Origin of the sequence: Marinomonas lutimaris, assembly GCF_019426345.1 — a bacterium.
Lineage (GTDB): Bacteria > Pseudomonadota > Gammaproteobacteria > Pseudomonadales > Marinomonadaceae > Marinomonas > Marinomonas lutimaris.
In genome coordinates this window covers 37,687-57,721 of record NZ_JAHLLW010000013.1, presented here as the reverse complement: position 1 = coordinate 57,721, position 20,035 = coordinate 37,687, and the positions used below count along the sequence as shown (strand labels likewise).

The following is a 20,035-nucleotide window of genomic DNA, read 5'->3' as shown; positions in this document are numbered from 1 at the left end:
AGCGCATGACCATAACGGTGTGAAGGGATTATAGCAAGCCGAGGCGTTTTTTAAGTGTGTGTTTTTGAGCGTCGGAAAGAGGCGTTGCTTGTCCTGATTGGATCAGACGATTCCATTGTTTCCAAGATTTAATGGCTTCTCCGACATGGTCTCGAGCTAGATATTGCTGAATCTCTATACGGAAAGAGTTAGAGACCGCTGCAGGGTTGGCTTTTCCAAAGGTTCGTAGGCGGATAAGCGTGCGCTTAAATTTATCAGCCAGCTTTGAATTATCTGAGTTGTTTGTCATCATGTTGGTTAGGCATTTTAAATACTCATAGTAGTATTCGACTTTTTCATGACTTGTTTCACGAGTCAGTCGAATGACTTTTGAGTAAGCCTGTTCGGCCGTTGGCCAATCATTTAATTGCATACTGATTTGAGCAAGTCGAAGAGCGCGTTCTGTAGAGCGTGGAGAGACTTCTAAAACACTACTCATGATTGCTTGAGCATCTTCTAGATTGCCTAAATCTTCGTGTGCGTCGGCAAGTAAATCATATGCTGATAAAAAATGACGACTTAAGCCAATAGTATGCTCTAGTTTTTTTATGGCGGCAGCGACTGTGCCGAGTTTGAGTTCACATAATGCAATGCCGTAATGTGCCCAAGCTAGGTTTTTGCTTTTTTGAATGATAAGCATGTAGTGGCTTTTGGCGTCTTTGTATCGACCTCTAGCATAGAGTGATTCGCCAATGATTTTTAAACATTGACTAGCAAAATGAGGATATTGCACCATGACTGCTTTAGCTTGCGCTTCCATTTTTTCAAAATCATTTTCTTTTCTAGCCGTGTTAATCCCTTCAAAGGTTTTCTTTTGTTTTTGGACTCGCTCAAAGCGCCGGAAAAAAGCAGCGGGCGGAAAGGGTTTAACAAGATAGCTATCTGGTTGATATTCCAGCACGCTGACAACACTTTCATATGCTGTGTCGGCAGTAATCATGATAAAAATAGTGGAATGGTCTTGAGAGTAGTTCTTGCGGGACGTTTCTAAAATTTGCTGGCCGTCTATGCTGCCTCCAAGGTTATAATCGGATAGTACAACATCATAAGGCCTTTCTAGAATTCGCTTGATAGCAGATTGTCCAGAGGGTTCTACATCTATATTGGAATACCCCATCGACGTCATTAAAGATTTCAGCATCAGTCGCATTTCACCGATATCTTCGATGATCAAAACACGCTTTTTTGATATGTCGACAAGTTCTTGATGGATATCGTTTGTGTTTTCAACGCCAAGGGCGATTACATCTGTCAAAGGTACTACCTGACTTTAATAAGCTTGCGAAAAATCTAGTGTTTTATTTATATCATTTGAAAAATTAAAAAACTTATAGTAATCGTTATTAATAGTTAAGATCTGTAATATGATGATTTTTTCTATTAATTATCAATAAGATATGAGGAATTTAAATTTGTTACAGAATGTAAGTGTGTCTATTTCTTGATGATGAAATACACATCTTTAATGAGAATGATTGTATTTTTAATAGGGTGTAGTGATTGATTGTGTTTTGTGCCGAATAGATTGAGTGTAAAAAAACTCAAACATTTTTTTACACTCATTGGCTATTAAGATAAGCCTAATCGTTTTTTTAAGGTGAGTTCTTGTTCTCGTGATATAGATGATGCTTTTCCTGCTAGTATTAATTGCTTCCACTGTTTCCAAGATTTAATCGCGTCATCCCGACGTTCTCTATGAAGGTGTTGCTGAACCTCTACACGAAAGGAGTTTGACACAACGATAGGATCGTCTTTTCCTAACATGCGTAATCTTGTTAAAGAGCGTCTAAGTTTTTCTGCTGTTTGTGGTGGGTGATCTTCACCTTCTTGTATCGCAATCAGACATTTAAGATGATCATAATAGTGTTCTATTTTTTCGTGTTGGGTATCTTTGGTTAAACGAATGACCCGTGAATAAGCTTGCTCTGCTATTTTCCAATCTTTTAGTCTAACGCTTATTTTTCCAAGTCTTTTTGTTCTTGCTAGAGATCTAGGCGTGATTTCTAAGCTGGCTATCATCGTTTTTTGAGCCGCTTTGTGGTCGCCTAATTTTTCATATGCACTAGCAAGGTCATCATAAGCCGGTAGAAAGTGACGACTAATGCTGATGGCTTTTTCTAAGCTAGCCACAGCAGATAGAGGTTGTTTCAAGCTTAAGTCACATTGCGCTACGCCGAAGTGGGCCCAAGAAAGCTCCTTATTGTGTTTGATCACTCTCATATAATGAATTTTAGCTGTTTTATACTCTTGCCTTGATAGCAGTGACTCTCCAATAACCTTTAGGCATAAACTGCTGTATTGGGGATGTTTGGCCATGATAGCTTTGGCTTTGCTTTCCATCATCGCAAAATCCATTTTTTCTCGGTATTCATCAACTTCTGAAAAGATACTTTTTTGCAGTTTAATACGGCGTAAACGGCGGTGTAATGTCGAAGGAGTAAAGGGTTTTACCATATAGCTATCAGGTCGGTGCTCTATTGCACTGACGACGCTGTCATAACCTGTATCTGCGGTAATCATGATGAAAATAGTAGAGGGTGCGAGAATGTTGTTTTTTCGCGCGGTTTCTAGAACCTGTTGGCCGTTAATACGACCACCAAGGTTGTAATCGGAAAGAATAAGATCAAAACGTTTCGCCGCTATACGTTTGAGGGCACTTTGACCTGAGGCTTCAACTTCTATGTTTGTATAGCCTAATGAGAGCATCATAGATCTTAGCATTAGGCGCATTTCATTCATGTCTTCAATGATCAATACGGACTTTTTACTTATATCCTCTGCGACTGTTTCGTTATTTGCATTCGTCGTAAATGTGTCTGTCACTGGTTAGCTTTCCTCGGCATGAGTTCTTACAAAAGAACCCATAAAATTACAAATTGTTACATTCGCGTTTTATACCATGCCTAGTAAAGCTGCCCTAGTGTTTTCAGATTGATTTAACAATAAAAAGTTGTAATCAATAAGGAAGTTAAATTCTAGATTAGTGACTAATCTAATGCATCAAGTTCGCCGTCAGGACAAAAATGTCCATATGACCTTGATCACCATCAATCGGCTTAATTGGCTGAGCGCTGTGGAAAAACTTACGGTCGTTTAAGACGACGAATTCCCCTTTATCAAAATCGTGGCTGATGAGGGCAGGGCTGTTATTATCTAGATGAATATTGATATTGCCGCCTTCTATGTTATGGCGCTGCATGACATAAATTCCGATACGATCAAAGCCGTCCTGATGAATGCCTTCTGGCGCCACTTCAGCACTTTTATGGTCCGCAAAAATACGTAACTGATGCACTTCGATTGGTGTGCCATCTACCACACTGGCCATTTTCTGAAAGTGTTCAAATAATTCTACGAAGGCAGGATCTATGACTATGTTGTTATCAATTTCTTCATAGCTACGTACCACATTCCCTTGGAAGTGGTTGATGCTTTCATCTTGAACAAACGCTTGTGAAGGTAAACGCTTTAGCTGTCCTTGCTCGAGAGTAAAGCGGGAATAGCGGCGCAAACGGAATTCGCCATCTGCATAGGGATTTGCTGGTAAATGATCAAAAGAAGGTGCGAGGTGATTAACACTATCTGGTGTTAGTTGTCCTAACTCAAGATAGAAAGAGTCTGTTTTAAGTTTATTGGTGATCATGGTGATTATCCTCAATATGAGCATTGGCAGATTGTGCGCAACGCTTGTTTTATTTTTATTTTTATTTTGCTTTGTGAGCTTGTTTTCTAGTGTAGTAGGATTGTTGGAGATTTTTTCTGCTTTTTATGTGCAAAAAAATGATTTTTGGAGATATCTAATCTTACATTGTCATTTTTTGTGCATTGATAATCCAATTTTTAGGGGAGCCAAATGCATACCTAGAAATGAATACTTTTTTATATCAAGAATAATGTCTAAACAAAAAGTGTTGTTTTTTGCGGTATCGTTTTGCCAATAGCAACTATTGATGGATTTATCAGTGCGACTTTAGTCTTATGCGCTTCGTTTTGTGTTGACCTTCGGCTTACATAACTTAACACTGGAAAAAAATAATAATTAAAAGGAAGGAAAAGGCGATGGTGTATTTCCAGCTATTTGGTGTGTTTGGGCTTCTCGTACTTTTTATCGTTGGCTATGTGCAGGGCTCAGTTCCTGTGTCTTATGTTGGCGTTGGTATTTTGTTATGTGCTTTTTTGCTTGTTCCAAAACTGATTCGCAAAGCACCCTCTAATACTTCTCAAAACTCTGATACTAAAGATAATCAAACCTATTCTGAAGTGAGTAAAACCGTGACTCGTGCCACATCAAAGATGGCAATAGGGGCGGCAGAAGTGTCTCATTTTGTTGATACGCTAAGTAAAGACATACATCTTACCCGTGATGACAGTGAGCAAATTTCCCAAGCGGTAGAAACATTGTCAGGTACTGGATTGATGTTGTCGACTAATTTAGGTCAGCTAGCACGGACCATGAGTGATACGGCAGAATCGAGTCGTACCGCTCAAGTCGCCTTGTCACAAAGTGCCGATCAGATCCATGAATTAACGGGAAAGGTACAAACCGCCAGTGAGCAATTAGCCTTATTAACCAAAAGTGCCGATGATATTGATAGCATTACAGCGGTTATTAAAGGTGTTTCTGAACAAACTAATCTATTGGCACTCAATGCGGCCATTGAGGCAGCTCGCGCTGGTGAACAAGGTCGAGGCTTTGCGGTGGTTGCGGATGAAGTGCGTGCGCTGGCTGCTAAAAGCGCCGATGCCTCAGAACAAATTTCTAGCCTTTTAGCTGATGTTCGTCGTAATAGTGAACTAACCAACAATGAAATGTCATCGTTGAAAAGTCTCACTGAGTCTCTTTCGAGTACCTTATTGGGAGAAACGCAACGTTTTATTTCTTTAACGCAAGAGGTTCAAAATGCCTCTGCTGTTTTGTCTGAAGTCGAAAGTGCGGGAGAAGAGTTGGGCGCAGCCAGTACCCAGATTAATGGTTCTGTTTCGCGTATTAGTAGTTCATTACAAGATATTTCCCAGCGTAGCGATAAACTGTCAAAAGAGGCATCAGGTTTAAGTAATGGCGCTGAAATCGTTTTTAGGGAGCTGGATAAGGTTGATCGGTCATTGTTTTTTTCTGAATTACTTATGGTGGCGAAAAATTCTGCACAAGCCATTGGGCATCTATTTGAAGAAGCAATTGAAAAGGGCAATTTGACGCAGCAAGCCGTTTTCTCTAGAGACTATCAGCCTATCAATAACACCAATCCACAGAAATACAGTACTTCCTACGATGCTTTTACTGATCGTACTTTTCCGGCCATTCAAGAAGCGGTTCTAGAAAAATATGAGCAAGTGATGTTTGCTGGAGCGGTCGATGTAAATGGCTATTTTCCAACTCATAATAAGAAATTCAGTCAGCCGTTAAGTGGCGATTATGAAAAAGACTTGGTGAATAATCGCAGCAAACGCATTTTTAACGATGCAACGGGCAGTCGATGTGGCGCCCATACCGACAGCTTTTTACTGCAAACCTACAAGCGGGATACGGGTGAGATTCTCCATGATCTTTCCGTGCCTATTTTTGTCAATGGTAAGCATTGGGGCGGTTTTCGTATGGGGTTCAAATCGGGCGCCTGATTCAGAAGTGTTTAGCAATGAGTCATCTCTACTCGATATTTACCCAGTTGCGATAACTCAGATACGCTATAGTGACGGCCATTATTACTTTGTGGTGGTTTTGACAGATGAGCAAGTCGGAAAAAGTTGATAGCGGAATAAAAACACTCCTGCCTTTTTTGCGTCCATATCGACGCCAGATGGTGTTGGCATTGATCGCCTTAGTGGTCACTGCTGGCACCATGTTGAGCTTAGGTAAGGGCGTACAATTTCTTATTGATCAAGGCTTGGCTTCTGGATCGGAAGCTGGCTTGACTCATGCCTTGATGATTTTCATTGCTTTGGTATTTTTATTAGGTATTGGTAGTTTTTGTCGCTTTTACTTGGTGTCATGGATAGGTGAGCGAGTAGTGGCGGATATTCGTCAAGCGGTGTTCGCGCATTTATTAACCTTGTCGCCTTCCTTCTTTGAAGATAACTCTCCAAGTGAAATTCAATCCCGTATTACCTCTGATACCACGCTTTTACAAAGCGTGATTGGCTCTTCTTTGTCGATTGCCTTACGCAGTAGTTTGATGTTGATTGGTGGGATTTTATTCTTGCTGGTGATGCATTTTAAATTAACGCTTATTTTGCTGACCTGCGTACCTTTTGTGATTGTTCCGGTAGTGTATTTTGGCCGACGAGTGAGACGTTTATCCCGTGATAGCCAAGATGAAGTGGCTAATGTCGGGCGCTATTTATCACAAGCATTGCGTCACATAAAAGTGGTACAAGCTTTCACTCATGAAAAACATGATGCTCAGCGTTTTTCAGCCACGGTTGATCGAGCCTTCAATGTGAGTGTAAAGCGTATTCAACAACGCTCTTGGCTCACTCTGATGGTCATTTTGTTATCGATGAGTGGCATTGGGGTGATGTTGTGGTTTGGTGGTAAAGACGTCATCTCTGGAGCGATCAGTGCTGGTGATCTCGCAAGCTTCTTGTTTTATTCCATTATTATCGCTGGCGCGGTTGGTGCCATTTCCGAGGTCATGGGCGAGCTGCAACGGGCTGCGGGTGCAGCTGAGCGCATTATGGAATTGCTCAGTGCAAAAAGCGAGGTGGTAAGTGGCTCTTCCGAATTTCCTTTTCAGCGTATGGCTGACATTCGCCAGGGTGAAGAAGTCATTAAGTTTGATAATGTTGAGTTCCGTTATCTCACAAGACCAGATTATGCCGCGTTGAAGAATCTTTCTTTTTCTATCAAGCAGGGTGAAATGCTGGCTTTAGTTGGACCATCAGGCGCGGGTAAGTCGACCTTATTTGAATTGCTTCTGCGCTTCTATGATCCTCAGCAAGGCAGTATTTACTTGGCAGGCGAGAACATTAAAGCCTATTCCTTAGACGATTTACGTCAGCGATTCGCTTTGGTGCCCCAAGAGACGGTTCTTTTTGACCAAACCGTTTACGATAACCTAGGGTACGCCAATCGCAATGCCAGCCACGAGTCTATCCAATATTCGGCAAAGCAAGCCAATGCTCATGAATTTATCACTCGTTTAGACAAAGGTTATGAGACTCGCTTAGGCGAAGATGGTGTGCGTTTGTCTGGTGGTCAAAGGCAGCGAGTGGCGATTGCTCGGGCGATATTAAAAGATGCACCGATTTTGTTGCTAGATGAAGCAACCAGCGCCTTAGATGCAGAAAGCGAAAACAAAGTCCAAGCCGCGCTTGAACCTTTGATGAAAGGCAGAACCACTTTAGTGATTGCCCATCGCTTGGCAACTGTATTGAATGCAGACCGAATTATTGTGATGGATCAAGGGGAAATTATCGCTCAAGGCTCGCATAGCGAACTACTTGAAACCTGTACCTTGTATAAACGATTATCCGACTTACAGTTTAATCAACATTATGACGTTTAATCTGATTAAAATTTACCAACAAATACACCACGATAAGCGCAATGGAGTGTGCTGTCTTCTGTAATGGATAATCCAGGCGTTTGGTAAAGCGTTTCTATCTTGTCGTTTTCTGTAGGTAACGGAATACTAAGAGGCACATCGTCACTATAGAATACTATCCAAAAACTGCTAGAAAGATCGGCTGGCGTTAGCGTTAACGCAATGAAATGTCGACTGTCATCGGCCCAGTTTTCTATCGTCATTGCTTCACTTTGTTCGTTGAGCCAATGGATTTTATCCGACGACGTATGTTGATAAAGCGGATCATCTTCTAGGCGAATCTCTGCCAAAATAGGATAGGTTTTTCGTAACGCCATGAGTGTTGCTATGGTGTCTTGAATTGCTTTTCTCGCATGGCTTGTTTCAGTGTCTATGTCTTGCCAAGTTTGCCACGTAATGTCGTTATCTTGGCAATAGGCGTTGTTGTTACCTTGCTGGCTATGAGACAGTTCGTCACCACCTAAAATGTGTGGCGTGCCCTGGCTTAATAGCAGCGTAGCCATAAAACAAAGCTGCTGATTTAAGCGCTTTGCTTGAATATCTTTGTCGTCTGTTTCACCTTCTGCGCCAAAGTTTTGACTAATATTTTCACCATGGCCGTCACGGTTTTCTTCCATGTTGGCGAGGTTATGGCGTTGGTGATATGACACCAAATCCTTCATGGTATAGCCATCGTGGTAGGTGATGTAATTCACTGAGTTTAAGGCGCTTTTTTGGCCTTTATGAAAGTAGTCTCTTGATCCCATAAGACGTGTCGCAAACTCTGGCACTAAGCCATCATCACCACGCCAGAAACGACGAACCGTGTCTCGGTATTGGTCGTTACATTCCAGAAAGCCTCTGGGAAATTGTCCGACTTGATAACCGTTTGGACCAATGTCCCAAGGTTCCATTACAAGGCACGTTTCGCTTAAAACAGGATCTTGAAGAATGGCCTGTAACAAGGGGGCTTTTGCTACGAAGTTATGATCGGTGCGACCAAGATCCACACCTAAGTCAAAACGGAAACCATCGACCCCCATGACTTCTACCCAATAACGCATACTGTCACAGATAAGGCGAATGCTGGTGGGGCTATAGGTATCGATACAGTTACCACACCCCGTGTAATTCAAATACTGCCCATCTTGGTGGCGATAGTAGCGCGCATTGTCTAAGCCGCGATAACACACGCTGGATTGATCTAATTCACTTTCAGCTGTGTGGTTATACACCACGTCTAAAATCACCTCAAAACCTGCTTGGCGCAATCCATCTATCATTTGTTGAAACTCAACGATGGCGTCTTTTATGGCATATGAAGGTTCGACGGCAAAAAAGCTAATGGGGTTGTAGCCCCAATAATTATTGAGTTCTAATTGCTGTAAATGACGCTCTGTCATAAAGCTAAAGCAAGGCATTAACTGAATCGTAGTGATATTAAGGCTTTTTAAATGTTCGATGCCAGCGGACGAAATGACACCAAGATAAGTGCCTTGAAGCTCGCTTTCAATCGATAGGTTTTTGCTAAAGCCTTTAACATGCAGCTCGTATAAAGCACGACTTGACGGTGTGATTTTCGTTCTTGCAGGGCGATCTGATTTTACCTTAATGGTACGTACAATAGATTTAGGGACGCAATAGGCAGAATCGGTTGGGTGCGCTTTACCTTCTTTTGTTATTGCTGCTTGATCTTCGTGCCAAACCAGTTTAGCGCTTAACTCTTTCGCATAAGGGTCAATAAGCAGTTTTCGCTCATTGTAGACGAGCTGAAGTTCTGGTTTGAATTCGCCTTTGGCTCGCAGTCCATAATGCTGACCTTCTTTTAAACCAAGTACTTCCATGTACCAAATGCCCTTTGTTTTATTAATAAAGGGCAGCGGTTCTTGTTCATTGCCTTCGTCATCAAATAAACACAAATACAGCTGAGTCGCGTTTTCAGCAACCACTGCGAAATTGACACCATTTTCGGTCACTGTAGCACCTAGAGGAAAAAGAGAGCCATTGGAAATCTGGTGTGCTTGGTTCATTAATACCTCTAGATGCTGTTTATGTTGCTGTCGTTATTGCAAAATGTTGTTAGTGCTAGCGATTAAGACTCGCCTAACCATTTTAATAAAATGCCAGCCAGTGGTGGTACTTGCAGTTCAATACTTTGGTCACGGCCATGACTGACAATCGTCTGTGTATCGTATTGTTTGCTTTTGACGAAGCCACTGCCAGTGTAGCTTGCCTCATCCGTATCCATGATGACTTGATAACGACCTGATTTAGGCACGCCAATACGATAGTTGCCATGTGGTGTCGGCGTAAAGTTAATCACCGCGACCGCATGTTCATCGCTGTCTTTGGCTTTACGGGCAAAGGCCAAAATACTGTTGGCGCTGTCGTCGTAGCTGATCCATTCAAAGCCTAGATAAGAATGGTCAAACTGCAAACTCGCTTCGTTTTGATAAAGATGATTTAGGTCTTTTGATAGCGTTTGCTGAGCTTTATGGAAACCGGTGTTTAACAAATGCCAATCCAAAGAGCGCTCATGACTCCATTCTTGGCCTTGCGCAAACTCGTTACCCATGAAGTTGAGCTTCTTGCCAGGATGGAAATACATGTAAGCCGAAAAAGCGCGTAAATTAGCAAACTTCTGCCAAGCATCTCCGGGCATTTTAGTGATCATCGAGCCTTTGCCATGTACTACTTCATCGTGAGAAATCGGCAGAACAAATTGCTCGTCAAAGGCGTAAACCATACTAAAGCTAAGTTCGCCTTGATGGTGCTGGCGATAAATTGGGTCTTTTTTAATGTAAGCCAGTGAGTCATTCATCCAGCCCATATTCCATTTGAAGCCAAAGCCCAAACCATTCATATAAGTTGGCTTAGACACACCAGGAAAGGCGGTAGATTCTTCGGCTACGGTAAAACAGCGAGGATGATTCAAGTACACGGTTTCGTTTAAGCGACGTAAAAAATCTATGGCTTCGTAGTTATGATTGCCGCCGTCCTTGTTGGGAATCCATTCGCCGTCTTCGCGGGAGTAATCCAAATACAACATAGAGGCCACGGCATCAACGCGTAAACCATCAATGTGGAATTCTTCTAACCAATAAACCGCGTTACTGATTAGGTAATTCACCACATGTTCTTTGCCAAAATCGTAGATCAACGAATTCCACTCTGGATGCCAGCCTTTTTTAGGGTCTGGATATTCGTATTGTTTGGAACCATCGAAGTTCGCTAAACCATGGCTGTCGGCTGGGAAATGCGCTGGAACCCAATCCATAATTACGCCGATATTGGCTTGATGAAGTGCATCAACAAGGGCTTTGAAGTCTTCTGGTGTACCAAATCGAGATGTTACAGCATACAAGCCGACAGGCTGGTAGCCCCAAGATCCATCGAATGGGTATTCAGTAATCGGCAATAATTCGACGTGTGTGTAGCCCATTTCTTGAATATAAGGAACCAGCTGGTCTTTGATCTCAAGATACGTCAGCGGTTGATTGTCATCCTTACGACGCCATGAACCAATGTGTAATTCATAAATGCTCATGGGTTTTTCGTAGATATCTTCGATAGGGCGTTTAACCCAAGCGTCGTCCTGCCAAGCGTGCTTATTATCAAAGCAGGTTACGCTGGCAAAAGACGGGTATTGCTCAATACGCTGTGCATATGGGTCGCTGCGATGAGGAAGGATTTCACCTGATTTTGCGCGAATCTCGAACTTATAACGGGCACCGTGATTAACGTCTGGAATAAACAATCGCCAAATGCCATCGCCATTGCTCGACATTGGGTGAATGCGGCCATCCCAAGCATTAAAGTCGCCAACCACAGACACAGATCGCGCTGCTGGCGCATACACAGCAAAGCGTGTGCCTTGAATGGTCAGTTTATCGTTTACCTTGGCTCCAGCACGAATCGCCCCTTGGCTTTTGTATTGATTCGCTTGATGATGCTCTGGATCGACAAAGGTCGTATTAGGAAATTGATATGGGTCGACTAGGGTATAAGTGCTTTTGTCTTTATAAGTGATTTCAAGGCGATAATGAAAGCGCGTAGTTTCTTTTGGCCATTTTGCGTAAAACAAACCTTTGTCATCAGTCTCGCTCATTTTGGCGAGCTCTTTGTCTGAATCTATGGCTAATACACGAATAGATATCGCTTCAGGTTGCCAAACCAGTAACGACAAACCTTTTTTAGAAGGGGATGCTTGTAGTCCTAAACAGCCAAAAGGGTCTGAGCAACGTGCTTGTAGCACATCGTCAATTAGGGCGTTTTTTATTAAATCCATTCACTTCTCCAGCAAGAGTGAGCGTGTTAACTCGATGAGTGTTGGTGCTGATGACTGTGAAGTTTGCTCACTGCCCAACGCAAATATTGGTTTACTTTATTAGGTGTTATTTGTGCAAATTCATCCAATGCAGCTTCTGCCCAGCTGTCTTCTGGGTGTTCTGCTTGATGTTGCTTGGCGTGATCCAAAGCCGCTTGGGAAACTAACACCGGCAAGTTGATTTCTTGTTCAAACTTGCAGTTTTTATGTTGTTGGCAAAACTGTATGAAGGCATACAAGCCTTCGAAAATAAGACTCTTATACCAGCTAGGATGAATGTCTGATGTTAAGGTTTCAATCAGTAGTGCAAAGGTGTCTTCACCCGGTGTCATTGAGCTGAGCGCACGTTTGCAATCCAACGCAGTATTACTTTGTAAATCACCAAATACAATGGTGTTGGCATGACTTAAACTTCCCCAGAGCTGCAGCAACATAGATTCTGGTAGCTTAGTGATCATACCCTGCTCAGAACGCCAGTCAAACCAGTCGACATCTTTCATCTTACTTTGCGCATCACTACTATTGTGGTAGCGCATGTTATTGGCCACATGAGCAAATTCATCGTGCTTCTGTTGTAATGCTTGCGTGAGGGCTTCGTAAAGCTCACTTGGTGAGACCTTAGACAATGTGTCGAAAACAGGCGCATCATCTTCTGGGTCAAATTGTCGAGCACAAAGCATGGCTAAGTTATGAATACGAATAGTACGCACCCCAGAGAAAAACTCTGGATGGACTTTAATTAGCGTACCTGCAATGGCAATTAATTCATGACAAATGACCAAACCAATTGGTGATGAAGAAACACTGCGCAGCATGTCCAAAATAGCATCTTGGTGCAATGGCGAACTGATATCGACTTCTGTTTCTGGTGTTTCACCAATCACTAATAAACGCTGGCGAACGGTAATGTCGGCAATGTAGGTTGCTAAATCCGTCGAAGGTTTCAGAATCAGAGAATACAGCTGCCGAGCAGGGCGCCAGTTTTCCGCTAATAACGCCTGAAGATAAACGCTATTCAATACTTTATACGCGGTAATGGCAGGTGTTGAATTTGGTATGGTGCTCATCAGTGCTCGTCGACCACCGAGCTCCATTAAGCAATCGACTGCTTCGTCTAAACTCGGCTTATCGACTAAGCGAGCAAGCAGAGTATCGGTTTCAGCTGTTTTAATGCTAGCAGCATCATAGGATTTTGGTTTGTCTGCTAAAGGCCAAGGCGTATCATGAAGCGGCAGCTTGGTTTCTAACTGCTTATGATCAAGAGAGCTAATTATAATGGCGCGACGATTTCCTGATTTAAAGGCATTCTTAGCTGATTGAGGAATTACACGGAATTCTTCGTGCTCACGTTTTTGCAGTAAGCGAATAAATTCAAATAATTCGTCACTGCCTTTCATTTCACTCATTGCTTCATCGATGAGAATGCTGAAAACCGCATTAGCTTGATAATACCAATGTTCAGCAATGGTTTTCAGTTCGTTACGTATATGAGCTTGGAACAGGGAGGGGTCAATCTTACGGTAGTCTTTGTCTTCGTTTTGAATCCAAGACAAGCATAAGTAGCTTTCTTCATTGATGCTAAATGCCTGAGAGGTTGCCAAGCTGTTCAATGCACGATTAGGGCGACCTGTCAGCCCTAATGTCTCGGAAGCACCAAGATGACGGTAGGTTTCAACTAGCTGATCGGCACTGATGGCTTTAAGTGGCGCAATGTCTTCTAGGGTTTGGCAAAGACAACCAGCATTCAATAATTTTTGTTTAACCTTGTCATTTTGCGCCAAGATAACCATAGACGTGGTGACTTTGTTTGGCCTGTGCTGAACACGATGTAAACCAAGTGGATCGAGATCATCTGTGGTGATTAGCTCTTCATCGAGCATTTTACCGACCAGGAACAAACTTTGTGCCCAAACCAAAGGGAGGTTGTCATTGGGAACACGTTTTTGAGATCCTGGTTTTTCTTTCTCCGCTAGGATGTTTTCTTGCGGCACATAATAAAGTTCTGGCAGTAGCATTTGACCATCTTTTTCAACCATAAGTGACTCTAGTTTATGGCGATAAAAGTTAGCACTTTCCCAATCTCGGGCAAACAAGCGGTCAATATAAAGATAAGTAAAAAATAGCGGCCATTCGGATTCAATGTGCTCGAAATTAATTAACTCATCGTACTCGTAATAGATTCGGCTTTGGTCTTCAAGCTCGGATTGGTGACCGTCTAATAAAAAGCGTTTACAGCCGTATTCGCCGCCCAACTTGCTAATGATTTCTTTGCGTGTGCGGCGAGTTAGTTTTTCATCGTTTACCGCAAAGGCTGGGAAGCCAATGATACTAAGAATAGCGCTGTCGACTTCTTTTGAGCGAGACTCTTTCGGTAACAAGGATTGCAATACAGAACCTGCGCGAGCAACGGCGTCTGCAAAGGAATGGACTACCGCCCATTCCGGACCTTCTTCACCAAATAAATTTAGTCCATCCATGGCTTCCATAGCGGCTTTCGCCATGCCAACGGAACTGGCGTTTATTTCGGCTTTGCCATTATTTACCTTATTGCCTCGCTCCCAAATGCCATAATCGGGCGTGCGATAAGTACGAGAAATATAATAAATAAGGTTTTGGATAAAGTTGAATTCGTCACGAGAAAAGATCAGCTTGCTGCCAGCTTTGGTCATTTGTGCCAACATCAATAAATAAAAGCTGGTGGCATCAATTTGCAAATGTCCCCAAGCATCATCGGCAACCGCTTCTAAACCGGTTTTCGTATCGTATTTGGCGTGTAGTGCGTCTTTTGGGTCTAGGCTATGCTTGAAGGATTCTACTTTATGGGATTGACGCATCATGGCGAATAATAAGCCACGCATCATTTTTATACAGGCGAACTCGAGTTCATTAGCGCGCTTTTGCGGATTAGAAGCACGCTTATAGGCTAGATGTAAGGCCCATACGGCTTGGATACTATAAACATTATCTCGCACCCAAGCATCTGTGTAGTTACCGTGATTATTAATACTGGTGCTAGCAGGGAAAAGCCCTGTTACGGGATGCTGGCGGGATAAGATAACCGCTTGGATATGTTGATAAAGAGAATCTAGCTTATCTTGCGTATCAGACGCCATATTCGATCCTTTATAAAACGCTGCTGTTAAGATCAGTTACTTAGTTCAAACTATACAAACTATAGTGCGAATTAAGTTTAAAACCACTATACCCAAACATAATGTGACTCACCAAGCAGTTAAAGGCTTCTTTTTCACTTAATTTTTGAAAATGTCGTGTTTTACATAAAATCATACAGTTATGCACAAAATGAGAGCGTGAAGTATCGCTTGGGCTCCATATAAATTAGCCCCTATTTAAGATGGATGTTAATAGAGGGATGTGAATTTTTATAGATAAAAAATGCATCAGGATAATTCAAAAAGGGCAGCTCAAAAAGGGTAGTACTTGCGTACAACTACTACCATTTTGTCTTTAGGTACTGAACTGATGGACTAGTTGACGCAATTGGCTAGCGCACTCTTGTAAATTGTTAACTGATGTTTGGATGTCGGTGGAGTTGTGTTTGGTTTCTTCACAAACATTTGCGATGCTCTCTAACGTTTGGTGAACGGTCTGAGACGATTCGTGTTGGCGATCTGCTGCCTGGCTAATACTGCTATTTAATTTGGAAATGGACAGAACGCCATTGGCTATTTGAGTAAATGCCTGACCTGCTTGGGAGGTCTGCTCTGCGCCTTGATTGGCTGTGTTACGAGCCGATTCCATTACTTCAACTGTTGTAAGTGTTTGCTGGGTTAATTGATCGATCAAACCACCAATCTCCGTTGCGGCGAGTTGAGAGCGCTGTGCAAGTTGGCGAACTTCGTCTGCAACAACAGCAAAGCCTCGACCTTGTTCACCAGCACGAGCGGCTTCGATTGCGGCGTTAAGCGCAAGTAGGTTAGTTTGATCTGCGACTTCTGCAATGATGCCTAGTCGATCATTAATATGACTAACGTCTTCGCGTAATTGTTGAATCTGTTTGGCGGCATCGCCCACTTCAACGGATAGTTGCTGGATATCTTGATTGGCTTTACTCATGACTCCAAGGCCTTGTTTGGAATGCTGGCCAAGTTCTTGTGTTTTGTTATTGGCTTGCTCAGCAATGGCAAGCGTGTCTTCAACTGAGTTCATGACATCTTGCATGAGCTCTGTCGCTTTGCTTGTGTTAGATAGTTGTCTGGCGACGCCTTGTGCTGTTTTAGTCGTCGAATTATTCGTTTGGCTAACTATGCTATCTAAAGTCTCACTTGAGTGACTGACATTTCGCACGATGGACTGAAAGTCATTCATCATGCTATTGAAAGCACGAGCCATTTCGCCCATTTCGTCCTGTCCTGAAAACTCAACCCGTTGCGTAAGATCACCAGAGTGCTGAACTGATGTCATTGTTTTACAGAGTGAAGTCACACGGCTAGTAACCAAGTGAATAATATACAAAGCCGTACCACCAACTAATACCGTAAGTAGGCCCACAACGATGGCGTAATCTATCAAAGCTCTTAAGAAGAAGTTAATCACCTCATCCATAGATGCTGTGGCAATAATAGTTATGTTCCAAGGTGTAAATGTAGACGCACTGGCGATCATTTTGTGAGCGGTACCGTCGTTTCCTTGATATTCAAATACGATGGTTTGATAATTCTTCTTTGATGTCTCTTGTTTCGTTTTGTTTAGTTCATCGGTTAGAGATGGCGGTAGAGTGCTGCTTTTGTAGTTTGCTGGGGCATTGAGCAGGGTTCGGCTATTTTTATTTACTATCCATAAGCTTTGTTGGTCTCCGTAACTGAACTCAGATAGAAGCGTGATAGCTTCTTGTTTTGCTTTATCTGCGCTAAGTTCGCCAGATGTTTGTTTTTTGTAGATAGGTGACAGCGTGGTGTTTACGATATCTAAAATATCTTGAGTTCGATCTTTTCGTGCATCCACATGACTATTAAATAAAGACGTAAGAGAAACGAGAATAAGCGCTGTGGTCCCCATGGACATGAGTCCGATAATAGCCCATAGCTTGTAGCGAATTTTTATATCATTGATGCGATCCAGCATGTCGCCTCCATTAGGTTAGTTTTACGTTTTAGTCTCTAGTGAAGGTGCTCAATACACTATTAAGATGTCTGCTTTATATAAAAAAATAGCCATAATTTCTAGGGTAATTGTTTTTCTATATATTGCCTAGTGAGTAAAATTGAGCTGGATCATTGTTTTTGCATTTAGGTATTTAATTACCTGCTAAAAATAGGTATAGAGAAATAGTGTTGGATTATTTATTTGTTTTTTTAGTGTCTTTTTTGTCTGCCACTATCTTGCCTTTAGGGTCGGAAGGCTTGCTGCTCTACTATGCCAATGATGGGGCGTCGTCGGTGTTTTTATTATGGCTTTGGGCTAGTTTGGGTAATACATTAGGTGGGTTGACGAATTGGTTACTTGGACTGTATTTGGTACAGTTCGAACACAAAAAGTGGTTTCCAGTAAAAGCCGAAGTACGGGAGAAAGCCGAGCGTTTTTTTAATAAATATGGTGTTTGGAGTTTATTATTTACCTGGCTGCCTGTTGTTGGCGACGGGATTGCTTTAATATCGGGTGTGTTGCGTACACCTATTTGGTATTTTTTACCTTTGGTTTTGATTGGCAAAGCGGCTCGTTATGCCTTAATTTTGTGGGGACAGCACTTACTATTGAGTCTATAAGAGACTGTGATAATAAAGTTCAGATAGTAAGCGTTTGGTTCTAATGATGTACACGGAGAATAGAATAATGGAAATGTCCAAAAAACTGATTGTAGTGATGGCAGGATTATCATTAGGTGCTTGCTCATCTCTGGACGATAAAAACACTTTTATGACCTATGGCGATTTGCAGGATAAAGTTCGCAATCATGATGAACAATGGCAAACGGTACAGGCAAAATTAGATAGAATTGACGAATTAGAAGCTGAAGTTGCTGCCTTAAAGCAAGGTAAAGCTATGCCGGCGAAACCTGCTGCTATGTCAAATAACATGGCGGGTAATAATATGTCGTCTAGTGAAACCATGGCTGCCGTTAATGTTGCGCCAGCTGTGATGCAGGCACCTATGGATAGTCAAGGTAATGCTGATCCAATGACAATTGATCCAGAAGAAAACTTTGAAATGGATCAAGCGGCTCCTCCTGTTGTCGTAGCGCCAGTGATGGCAGCAAAACAAAGGACAGTGACTGGAGATGAGTATGGTGTGCAAGTAGCATCTTATGGCAATCGTGATGAGGCGGTTCGCGGATGGAAAGTATTGCAAAAATCCAACCCAACTGTGTTTGATGGTTTAGAACCGCTAGTGAATCAAAAACAAGTCAATGGTCGTACCATGTACCAGCTTAAAGTAGGACCATTTGTTAACAAAACCTTTAGCTCTGATTTTTGTAAGATGTTGAAGACAAAAGGTACCGACTGTTTATTGACTCAATATAACGGTGAGACATTTACTAGTTACTAAGCTTTTTTAGTTATTGTATTCCGTTAACACAAAAAAGGCGCATCTTGTTTCTGTAACCCAGAACATAAGATGCGCCTTTTTAGTTGGTAGCTTTGATGTTTTTAAATTTTCATTACATCAAAGGAAATGCCGAATCGTAAATCTTGCCTTGACCATCTTCAATTGTAATTTCGCTCTTATATTTGTCATCTTCTAATTTAATCAAACCTTGTTGAACAAAACTGTCGATGATCATTAGTGCTTGTTGTTTTACTTCAGGGGCATTCAATGGTGCACGCATTTTACTAGCAATGAATCGCTCTGTTAAATGTCTAACCAGAGGCTCATCGGCTTCAATATTGGCGGCTACGATAGCGTTGTATAACCAGAACTCGGGCTGAGAAAGTTCATCAATGGTTGGCGAACTAATGTCAGCCAGTTTGCTCGTTAGAGTCGCATTGAAGCTGCCTTCAGGGAAGGTGCCGCTAAAATCAGTGATATTGAATTCAGGTTTCGCTACGAGTAACTCATCGATATTGTCCTGCATGAAAGTAAATAGTACATCATAGACGGCCTCGGACGAGTTGGTTTCTGCTAATAGTTTGTCAGAGAAATTTTTGTAATCAATAAAGAACTTATTGCTCAGATTTGCTAGCTCAGTAACTAAAGAAAGGTCACTCGCTTTGAACTCTCCAGACATGACATCTTTAATAAGGTAGCCAACTTCAATGCTACCTAACTGTGTTTCTTTATCTAAACTAGAGCCCATTTCAATATTTAGGCCGGATAGTTCTGTATCAGCACCGACATTAAGCTTTTCAAGAGTTAAGTCCGTTGTGCTGTCATAAAAACCACCTTGCATGATAGTTTCTAGGTCTGCATTCAATTCAATAGATAGCGTAAACCCTTCCGCTTTAACTGGAGTGAAGCCATCCACTACATCCATTTGATCTAAGCTACCTTGATAGATAAATCCTTGATCTGTCATTTCACCTTGGCCTTTATAGCCACTAAATTGAAATGTGTTAGCTGGGTTACTAAAAGCTGGAATGTTATCGGCTATTTTGAAGTTACCTGTAAAACCACCCAGAACAGAAAGCTCATATAAAGGCTGGTCTTCATCCCAGTTTATAAAATTACGTTGTTGGTCGCCGGCAAAACGAATTTCAGTATTGTATAGGCCAAATAAACCTTGGCTTGAAAGCAGCAGAGGGCCGTAGTGGGTGTCAATAATAAGCTCGGCTTCAAGACTTCCACCTTGAATTATTGGATCGATTTGAGTGGTATCAAAAGTAACGAGTACTTTATTTTCAGAACCGAACCAAGCGGAATTAGTAGACACAATCTTCGCTGTATAGCCCGGCGCGTTATTGATATTTGAGACGAGTTCCGCGACTTTCTCTTGATGCTTAGGAGCAATAAATTTAGGGGCAACTAAGCAAACAGCAACAAGCGTGAAAACGAGCACGGCAAGTATTTTTTTCACTGGAAATTCCTTTTCATAGGATGGTTAAGGTGCGTGTATGATACAGATTAATTGAACTTAAACAAAACGAAGACGGATATTTGTGAAGTTATTAAATAAAGCTAGAAAGGTTAGAAAGATTGTTTCGCATGAAGGGGGAGTCGTTATGAAATATTACGTTTTCTATAGAAAACACTA

The 20,035-nt window shown here is 42.0% G+C and carries 12 protein-coding genes; 4 read left to right on the top strand and 8 right to left on the bottom strand.

Going from position 1 to position 20,035, the window contains the following annotated elements:
- Nucleotides 1-28: 28 nt before the first annotated feature.
- The 3 genes from KPL72_RS14655 to KPL72_RS14645 all read right to left on the bottom strand — a co-directional run bounded on the left by KPL72_RS14655 (nt 29) and on the right by KPL72_RS14645 (nt 3,682).
- A complete protein-coding gene (locus tag KPL72_RS14655; protein WP_219703414.1) occupies nt 29-1,294 on the bottom strand; it encodes a response regulator in 1,266 nt (421 codons plus the stop codon).
- A 314-nt stretch (nt 1,295-1,608) separates the two neighbouring features.
- Nucleotides 1,609-2,862 (bottom strand): response regulator, encoded by a 1,254-nt coding sequence (locus KPL72_RS14650; RefSeq protein WP_346729517.1) that lies wholly within the window; start codon nt 2,860-2,862, stop codon nt 1,609-1,611.
- A gap of 169 nt (nt 2,863-3,031) precedes the next feature.
- Entirely contained in the window at nt 3,032-3,682 is a 651-nt protein-coding gene (locus KPL72_RS14645; protein WP_219703412.1) for a 2OG-Fe dioxygenase family protein, read from the bottom strand.
- 416 nt (nt 3,683-4,098) lie between these two features.
- Here KPL72_RS14645 and KPL72_RS14640 point away from each other — a divergent pair, with 416 nt between their 5' ends.
- The gene (locus tag KPL72_RS14640; RefSeq protein ID WP_249422268.1) at nt 4,099-5,655 is read left to right on the top strand and encodes a methyl-accepting chemotaxis protein; all 1,557 of its coding nucleotides are present in this window, start codon (nt 4,099-4,101) and stop codon (nt 5,653-5,655) included.
- A gap of 107 nt (nt 5,656-5,762) precedes the next feature.
- Nucleotides 5,763-7,541, top strand: a complete 1,779-nt coding sequence (locus KPL72_RS14635; RefSeq protein ID WP_219703410.1) for an ABC transporter transmembrane domain-containing protein — start codon at nt 5,763-5,765, stop codon at nt 7,539-7,541.
- A 5-nt stretch (nt 7,542-7,546) separates the two neighbouring features.
- Here the strand turns inward: KPL72_RS14635 and glgX are convergent, their stop codons facing one another.
- The 4 genes from glgX to KPL72_RS14615 form a co-directional block, all read right to left on the bottom strand.
- A complete protein-coding gene (gene glgX / locus KPL72_RS14630; protein ID WP_219703409.1) occupies nt 7,547-9,589 on the bottom strand; it encodes a glycogen debranching protein GlgX in 2,043 nt (680 codons plus the stop codon).
- Between the two features lie 62 nt (nt 9,590-9,651).
- Nucleotides 9,652-11,847: a 1,4-alpha-glucan branching protein GlgB gene (glgB, locus tag KPL72_RS14625; RefSeq protein WP_219703408.1), complete on the bottom strand. Its 2,196-nt coding sequence runs from the start codon at nt 11,845-11,847 to the stop codon at nt 9,652-9,654.
- A gap of 26 nt (nt 11,848-11,873) precedes the next feature.
- On the bottom strand, nt 11,874-14,999 hold the full coding sequence (locus KPL72_RS14620) for a phosphorylase b kinase regulatory subunit alpha/beta (RefSeq protein ID WP_219703407.1): 3,126 nt from the start codon (nt 14,997-14,999) through the stop codon (nt 11,874-11,876).
- A gap of 355 nt (nt 15,000-15,354) precedes the next feature.
- Nucleotides 15,355-16,971 (bottom strand): methyl-accepting chemotaxis protein, encoded by a 1,617-nt coding sequence (locus KPL72_RS14615; protein ID WP_219703406.1) that lies wholly within the window; start codon nt 16,969-16,971, stop codon nt 15,355-15,357.
- A gap of 206 nt (nt 16,972-17,177) precedes the next feature.
- Here KPL72_RS14615 and KPL72_RS14610 point away from each other — a divergent pair, with 206 nt between their 5' ends.
- Nucleotides 17,178-17,612 (top strand): YqaA family protein, encoded by a 435-nt coding sequence (locus KPL72_RS14610; protein ID WP_212918259.1) that lies wholly within the window; start codon nt 17,178-17,180, stop codon nt 17,610-17,612.
- 67 nt (nt 17,613-17,679) lie between these two features.
- Nucleotides 17,680-18,393 (top strand): SPOR domain-containing protein, encoded by a 714-nt coding sequence (locus KPL72_RS14605; protein ID WP_219703405.1) that lies wholly within the window; start codon nt 17,680-17,682, stop codon nt 18,391-18,393.
- A gap of 112 nt (nt 18,394-18,505) precedes the next feature.
- Here the strand turns inward: KPL72_RS14605 and KPL72_RS14600 are convergent, their stop codons facing one another.
- Nucleotides 18,506-19,858, bottom strand: coding sequence for a YdgA family protein (locus KPL72_RS14600; RefSeq protein WP_219703404.1), 1,353 nt, complete (start codon nt 19,856-19,858; stop codon nt 18,506-18,508).
- Nucleotides 19,859-20,035: the final 177 nt, after the last annotated feature.